General features: G+C 65.1%; 8 protein-coding genes. 4 read left to right on the top strand and 4 right to left on the bottom strand.

Going from position 1 to position 6,907, the window contains the following annotated elements; translation table 11 throughout:
- Window positions 1–685 (top strand): GMC family oxidoreductase (locus VL752_RS09460; RefSeq protein WP_325354490.1); only part of this gene is annotated, 685 nt, incomplete at its 5' end.
- Window positions 685–1,788, top strand: a complete 1,104-nt coding sequence (locus VL752_RS09455; protein WP_325354488.1) for a class II histone deacetylase — start codon at window positions 685–687, stop codon at window positions 1,786–1,788. The genes VL752_RS09460 and VL752_RS09455, both read left to right, overlap by 1 nt.
- Here VL752_RS09455 and VL752_RS09450 read toward each other — a convergent pair.
- Entirely contained in the window at window positions 1,785–2,273 is a 489-nt protein-coding gene (locus tag VL752_RS09450; protein WP_325354486.1) for a MarR family winged helix-turn-helix transcriptional regulator, read from the bottom strand. The genes VL752_RS09455 and VL752_RS09450 overlap by 4 nt on opposite strands.
- A gap of 261 nt (window positions 2,274–2,534) precedes the next feature.
- Here VL752_RS09450 and VL752_RS09445 point away from each other — a divergent pair, with 261 nt between their 5' ends.
- On the top strand, window positions 2,535–3,374 hold the full coding sequence (locus tag VL752_RS09445) for an alpha/beta fold hydrolase (RefSeq protein ID WP_325354483.1): 840 nt from the start codon (window positions 2,535–2,537) through the stop codon (window positions 3,372–3,374).
- A gap of 75 nt (window positions 3,375–3,449) precedes the next feature.
- Here VL752_RS09445 and bfr read toward each other — a convergent pair whose 3' ends face one another.
- From bfr to VL752_RS09430, 3 genes are all read right to left on the bottom strand, one after another.
- Window positions 3,450–3,935 (bottom strand): bacterioferritin, encoded by a 486-nt coding sequence (gene bfr / locus VL752_RS09440; RefSeq protein ID WP_325354481.1) that lies wholly within the window; start codon window positions 3,933–3,935, stop codon window positions 3,450–3,452.
- Between the two features lie 124 nt (window positions 3,936–4,059).
- Complete coding sequence (locus tag VL752_RS09435; RefSeq protein WP_325354479.1) at window positions 4,060–4,299, bottom strand: (2Fe-2S)-binding protein; 240 nt, start codon at window positions 4,297–4,299, stop codon at window positions 4,060–4,062.
- A 148-nt stretch (window positions 4,300–4,447) separates the two neighbouring features.
- Window positions 4,448–6,055, bottom strand: a complete 1,608-nt coding sequence (locus VL752_RS09430) for a lytic transglycosylase domain-containing protein (protein WP_325354477.1) — start codon at window positions 6,053–6,055, stop codon at window positions 4,448–4,450.
- Window positions 6,056–6,350: 295 nt separating this feature from the next.
- Between VL752_RS09430 and VL752_RS09425 the strand changes: the two genes are divergently transcribed.
- A complete protein-coding gene (locus VL752_RS09425; RefSeq protein ID WP_325354475.1) occupies window positions 6,351–6,746 on the top strand; it encodes a hypothetical protein in 396 nt (131 codons plus the stop codon).
- Window positions 6,747–6,907 lie beyond the last annotated feature (161 nt).

Raw genomic sequence — 6,907 nt, 5'->3', positions numbered from 1 at the left:
GACCGGGGCGGAGCTGGATGCGGCGACCGAGGAATGGCTCGCGACGAAACAAGGTCCGCTCTCGTCCATCTGGGTCGCGGCGGGCGGTTTCGCGAAATCCGCGCCCAACGTGACGGAGCCGGATATCCAGCTTTACGGCGTGATTTCCGGCCATCGCGATCACGCCCGCTACATGGCGTCAGGCCCCGGCGTTACCTTGCACGCCACCCTGCAGCGGCCCAAGAGCCACGGCACGCTGCGCCTGCGCTCGGCCGATCCGCTGGAGCATCCCATCCTCGATCCGCGCTACTTCTCCTCCGATCCCTCCGGCACGGATCTCGCGACGATGATCGCAGGCGTGAAGCTCAACCGGCGCATCGCGGCGCAATCGCCGCTCGCCGATCTGATCACCCATGAGATCACGCCGAGCGCGGAGGCGGTGACGGACGAGGCGATCGGCGACTTTATCCGCGGCCACTGCACGACGCTCTATCACCCGACCAGCACCTGCCGCATGGGCACGGATGCGGGTGCCGTGGTGGATCCGACACTGCGCGTGCGCGGGCTCGAAGGCTTGCGGGTTGCGGATGCAAGCATCTTTCCGAACATGATTTCCGGAAATACAAATGCCCCGACGATCATGGTGGCCGAGCGCGCCGCGATGTTCATGGGTGCATCCTCTGGATTGAAGAAGGCGGCAGCGTAATGGCCAAGAAAATCGGCTTCGTCTGGCACGAACGCTATATGTGGCACATGACGGGTTTCGCTGCGGGCTCGATGCCCGCCGGCGGCTACCTGGAGCCTGATATCCATATCGAGAATCCGGCCGCGAAGCGGCGCATGCGCAACCTGCTCGATGTCACCGGCGTGCTCGATCACCTCACCACGATCAAGCCGCGCGCGGCGACGGAGGAAGAGGCGCTGCGCATCCACACCGCGCCCTATCTTGCGCGCGTGAAGGAGATGAGCGCGTTGGGTTTCGGAGACGGTGGTGAACTGGCCCCCATCGGCAAGGATTCCTGGGAAATCGCGCTGCTCTCCGCCGGCGGCTGCATCGAAGCCGCGGACAAGGTTTGGACGCGCGAACTTGACCAGGCTTACGCGCTGGTGCGCCCGCCCGGCCACCATGCGGAGCGCGACCGCGGCCGCGGCTTTTGCCTGCTTGCCAATGTGCCGATCGCGATCGAACATCTGCGCCATACCTATCGCGCACGGCGCATCGCGACGGTCGATTGGGACGTGCATCATGGCAATGGCACGCAGTGGATCTTCTATGACGATCCCGGCGTGCTCTCGATCTCGCTGCATCAGGACCGCAACTATCCGCGCGAGTCCGGCGGTATCGATGAGCGTGGTGCCGGGGACGGTTTCGGCGCCAATATCAACATCCCGCTGCCGCCGGGCTCGGGCCATGGTGCCTATGTCGCGGCCTTCGACCGCGTCGTCCTGCCGGCACTCGCCCGTTACAAGCCGGAGATGATCATCGTGCCGTCAGGCTTCGATGGCTGCGCGATGGACCCGCTCGGGCGCCAAATGCTGGTGACCGACACCTATCGGGAGATGACGCAACGTCTGGTCAAGGCGGCGGACGAATTGTGTGGCGGCCGGCTGATGTTCAGCCACGAGGGCGGCTATTCCCCGGCCTATGCACCCTGGTGCGGCCTCGCGGTGATGGAGACGCTGGCGGAACTGCCCGCGACGCCCGATCCCTTCGCGCATTTCCACTCCATGGGCGGCCAGGAACTGCAACCCTGGCAGGCGGACGTGTTGGAGAAGGTCGCCGCCCTGATACCGGAGATTCCGGCCTAATCCTCGGGCTGCGTGGGGGCCGGAGGTTCTGTCTTGTCGGCGCCTTCCTTTGCCTGATCCGGCGCTGCGACGAGCGCAGCATGGAGGGATTGCAGCTGGCGATTGAGGGCCTGGACGTCCTCCATGCTGAGCCCGGATTGCCGCAGGAGGCTTTGATTGAGACAGTCGCTCTCCCGCAGCGTGTAGCGCCCGGCCTCGGTCAGAAAAACCTGGACCTGCCGCTCATCCGCTTCCGCCCGGCGGCGGATGACGAGCCCTGCCTGCTCCATGCGCTTGATGGGCGGGGTGACGGTGCTGGATTCGAGCCCGAGCCGAGCCGCAATGGCACCGACGCTCATCCCGTCCGCCTCACCTAGAGCAGTGAGCACGAGATATTGCGGATAGGTGAGGCCCATGGCGTCCAGCATGGGCTTGTAGGTGCGGTTCACTTCCAGGCTGGTGGCATAAAGGGTGAAGCAAAGCTGGTCTTTCAGCGGCAGGGGCATGGTCCGGTCTCGTCGCAAGCGGGGAGGGAACCATAACACGTAAAACCTTATCGCGATAACAAATGGCTTGACCTCCTCCTTGCCCCTGGCTAGGTGAGTATCGCGATAACAATTATCGCGATACGTTGTGGATGTCAGAATAGTGTCTTTGAAGCAACGGTTGAATTGCGCTTTGCTTCGCCGGTCTCGCGGTCAATGCCTGCCGGCATCCAGCACTTCCGCCGCCTTTCCATCTTGCATCACTTAAAGGGAGCTAGGCTCATGAGCAGTGGTTTCGTCACCGCGGCCGACGGCACGCAGATCTTCTACAAGGATTGGGGGTCGAAATCGGCGCAGCCGATCGTCTTTCATCACGGTTGGCCGCTGAGCGCGGACGACTGGGACGCGCAGATGATTTTCTTCGAAGCGCAGGGTTATCGCGTCATCGCGCATGACCGCCGCGGCCATGGTCGTTCGGCCCAGACCGATACCGGCAACGAGATGGATACCTACGCCGCCGATGTCGACACGCTGTCGACCCATCTCGGCCTGGCAAATGCGGTCCATGTCGGCCATTCGACCGGTGGCGGCGAGGTCGCACGCTACGTCGCCCAGTATGGCGGCAAGAACAAGGTTGCCAAGGCGGTGCTGATCGGCGCCGTGCCGCCGATCATGCTGAAGTCCGACGCCAATCCGGGCGGCCTCCCGCTCGAGGTTTTCGATGGATTCCGCGCCGCCCAGGCGGCCAATCGGGCGCAGTTCTTCCTCGATGTCGCGAGCGGGCCCTTCTACGGTTTCAACCGCCCCGGCGCGCAGGTTTCCGAAGGCGTTGTGCGCAACTGGTGGCGACAGGGTATGATGGGCGGCACCAAGGCCCATTACGACTGCATCAAGGCCTTCTCGGAGACCGATTTCACCGAGGATCTGAAGGCAATCACGGTGCCGGTGCTGCTGATGCATGGCGAGGACGACCAGATCGTGCCGATTGCCGATTCCGCGCTGCTCGGCATCAAGCTGCTCAAGCATGGCACGCTGAAGACCTATCCCGGCTATCCGCACGGCATGGCGACGACCCATGCCGATGTCATCAACCCGGACCTGCTCGCCTTCATCAAGGCGTAAGCGGTTTGGAACAAAAAGGGGGCGGCACCTCGCGGTGCCGCCCCCTTTTTATGAGCCCGCGGCTGGCCGCGCCGGTCATTCCTGGTCGGGTGCTGCCGCCGAATTGAGCTGGATGTAGTTCTCGAGGCCGATGAGCTTGATGAGGTCAAACTGCCGCTCGAGGAAATCGAGATGCTCCTCCTCGTTCTCGAGGATGGTAGAGAGCAGGTCGCGCGAGACGAAATCCCGCACGCTTTCGCAATAGGCGATGCCTTCCCGCAGGTCCTGCGTCGCCTTCAGCTCGATATTGAGGTCGGCCTGCAGGATCTGTTCGACCGTCTCGCCGACCTGGATAGCGTTGAGGCGCTGCACATTGGGCAGGCCGTCGAGGAAGAGGATGCGTTTGATCAGCTCATCCGCATGCTTCATCTCCTCGATGGATTCAGCATATTCGTGTTTCCCGAGCTTGGTCACGCCCCAGTGCTGCAGGGTACGGGCGTGCAGGAAATACTGGTTGATCGCGGTCAGCTCGTTGGTCAGCTGGGTATTGAGGTATTCGACGACCTTGGGATCGCGCAGCATCGGGTCCGCTCCACCGCTTGAAAATTGCGCCGCTTCGGGAGCGCCGCGTGCCCGCATCCGGGCGAAGACCTATTTTATCACTCGGTTATGAAAGGCGCATCAAGGGCCGCGGGGCGCGCGCCCCTTAGGCTTCCTGGAAGGAGCCGGGCTGGGTCTCGTCACCGCGGATGATATGGAGCAGGCGCTTGATGCAATTGCCGCATTGGGCCCGGCAGCCGCAGGCGGCGTAGACCTCGCTCGGCTTGGTGGTGTTGGCAGCCTCGGCGGCGGCCTTCACTTGGCGATCGGTCAAGGCATTGCACAGACAGACATACACGGCGAGGGCGCTCCGCAGGCTGCGATTGCGAGTAACTTGCAATCCCATAGCGGGTTTTCGCGCCCCATGAAAGTAAGAACTATTCTCAAAATTGCTGACAGCCATGATTCGGAGGCCGGCCGGCGGCTCCAGCCCCAGAATCAAGAAGGCCCGGTGCCGAGGGCACCGGGCCTTCTTGTCGCGCATGCGCGGAGGATCAGTCGGTGAGCGCGTCGGGCGAGAGCACCATGCAGGGCGTCCGCCCCTGAATGCCCTGGCAGGCATTGACCGCGGCATTCTGCGACAGTCCGCTCAGCCGGGCGCGGTAGAGGGTGCGTTGCGAGACCTGGACCGGCATGACAACCGTGCGCGCAGAGGCCAGCTGCATGCGCTCGGTATGACGGGCGGTATCGATCGCATGGCGGGCATCGTTCGGCGTCCCATAGGCGCCGACCTGAATGCCCCAGCCGCCGCTGCTGCCGCCGCCGACGGTAGCCGGCAGGGTGTCCGCCTCGGCGGGTGCGATCAGATGCAGGCCGCCGGTCGGGCGCGGTTGGTAGACGGCCCTGGTCGGCTGGCCCATCTCGGCAGCGAGATTTTGCGTGCCGCCCGGCCCGATGACCTTGGGTTGGTAGGTGACAGCCGCCGGCGCATAGGCGGGTGCCGGCGGGGCGGTGTTCTGGGCAAGGCGAGTGCCCGTGGGCACGGCGGCCGCCGGTGCTCTGGTGGATTGGTAGGCGGGCGCCACCTGGAAGACCGGCTGGCGCGCCGGCAAGGGCGCGGGTGCTGTCGTCACCGGGCTCGCTTCCACCACCGCCGGACGGTAGGCGAGTTGCCGCTGTGCCTGGGGTGAGGGCAGGGGGGCGGCGAAGACAGAGGCCGTCTGCACCGGCGCCGCAGGCGTCACCACCGCGGGGGCCGGCTCGTCATGCGCCACCATCAAATCGGGCGACACGGCACCGCCGCCATTGGCGACCAGAGTCTGGCCATGTTGAGCCACCTGCTGGGCATTCAGCGCGTCGGTGCTGGCGGCTTCGGAATCCGCGGTCTCGTTCATCGCGAGGAGGGCCGAGGCGCTACCCTGGCTGCCGCCGGCGGGGAGGCTGCCGGTCGTGCTGCCGGCCGTCACGAGGCCGCCGCCAGTATCGGCCAAGGTTGGGCCGCTGCTGGCCGGAGCGCCGCTGTTATAGGGCGCAGCGCTCGGCGCCGTCATGCTGTTCATCGCGAACTGGTCCGCGGGCGAACGGCCCGTCGGCATGTCGCCCTCAATATGCGGCTCGATCATTGCGAGGTAATGCGTGGTCTCGGCCGGCAGCGGGCGGCCATCCGTCAGATACTGGTTGAGGCGCTGCGGTCCGGCATTATAGGCGGCAAGGAAGCCCGGCGAGCCGAAGAGATCATACATTTCCCGGAGATAGGCGGTGCCGGCCATGATGTTGTCATGCGGGTTATAGGGGTCGTCCCCCAGCCCGTACTGCGCCTCGAGTTCCTGATAGGTCTGCGGCATCAGCTGCATCAGGCCCATGGCGCCGACACCCGAAGTGACGAGCTGGCCGTTGATGTAAAGGTTGCCGCCGGATTCCACGTGGATGACATTGCGAATCCAGCTCGGCGGCACGTCGAAGCGGCGCGAGGCTTCGTTGATATAGGGACCCCAGGGATCGGAGGGGGGGCCGGGCGGCTGATAGTCGCCGCGGGCATTGTATTTGTATTCGCTCGCCTGCTGGCTGGCCGAGAGATGGGAATGATGGCCGGCGCAGGCGGCAAGCAAGCCTAGTGCGGCAAGACCGGCGCCGAGACGCAGCTTCGCGAAAAGGCCGCGCACCCTGCCTTTGCCCTCTGGTCTGTGGCCAAGAGGGGCTCCGGTCACATCTACGGGAGCATCAGAGGGGGGGGTCACGGCAGCCTCCGTCGTGGCGCGGCCTTCGGGGCCGTTGAGTCACGACGGCTTGATGCCGCCGCTTTCACAGATTGCTTAATCCTGCTGTTCAGGAATGACCCCTAACGCACTAATGCAAGACGAAGTTTGGTGCAACACGAACCGTTCGTTTTAGGGATCGTCCCTGTCCAAAAGATTGCATAGAGTGCAGAAAGCTCCGGTATTGGTGAGGTTCCGCCGCATGTTCACATCTTTGCGTGCTCCGGCCGCTCTCGCCGGTCTTGCCGGCCTTGGCCTGTTGCTGGTGGGTTGCGCGGGCGGCGGACCTCGCACAGCGGTGGCCCCCGCGGCCGTGACGGCCGAGGCGTCAGGGCCGCTTTATGCGACGGTTGCGCTGGTGCGCCCGGTGCCGCCCGCCTCGGCCGATGGCGAAGGCGCGGTCCTGGCGGCGCTCGGGCTTGCCGCCGGGGGCAGGCCGGGCGGTCTTTCGGAAATTCTCGTGCGCACCGATGACGGGCAGACGCTGTCCGTCGTCACCACGGAAGCGGCCAGCTTCGCGCCCGGCGCGCGGGTCGTCCTGCTGCCGGGCTCGCCGCTCAGGCTCGGCCGCCCGGGCATGACCGCCCCCGCGAGCTGAGCCTCGGCCTGACCGGCTGCGCCTGCGCGGCAGCTGGCCCAAGAGTGCGGTTGCAGCGCGGGGGCGGATCGGCTATCGGCGCCGCACATGAATGCCATTTCGGGTTCTCAGACTTTGATCTCCGTCGAAGCCGACCAGGGCTTCGCCATCGATCTGCGCCA

This window comes from Acidisoma sp. (genome assembly GCF_035492295.1).
In the GTDB taxonomy this organism is placed as follows: Bacteria; Pseudomonadota; Alphaproteobacteria; order Acetobacterales; family Acetobacteraceae; genus Acidisoma.
The sequence above is the reverse complement of the archived record's forward strand: the minus strand, read 5'-3'. Positions and strand labels throughout refer to the sequence as shown.

Coding starts and splice junctions, on each gene's coding strand:
- VL752_RS09455 (WP_325354488.1), top strand. CDS start 685: ATGGCCAAGAAAATCGGCTTCGTCTGGCACGAACGCTATATGTGGCAC.
- VL752_RS09450 (WP_325354486.1), bottom strand. CDS start 2,273: ATGCCCCTGCCGCTGAAAGACCAGCTTTGCTTCACCCTTTATGCCACC.
- VL752_RS09445 (WP_325354483.1), top strand. CDS start 2,535: ATGAGCAGTGGTTTCGTCACCGCGGCCGACGGCACGCAGATCTTCTAC.
- bfr (WP_325354481.1), bottom strand. CDS start 3,935: ATGCTGCGCGATCCCAAGGTCGTCGAATACCTCAATACCCAGCTGACC.
- VL752_RS09435 (WP_325354479.1), bottom strand. CDS start 4,299: ATGGGATTGCAAGTTACTCGCAATCGCAGCCTGCGGAGCGCCCTCGCC.
- VL752_RS09425 (WP_325354475.1), top strand. CDS start 6,351: ATGTTCACATCTTTGCGTGCTCCGGCCGCTCTCGCCGGTCTTGCCGGC.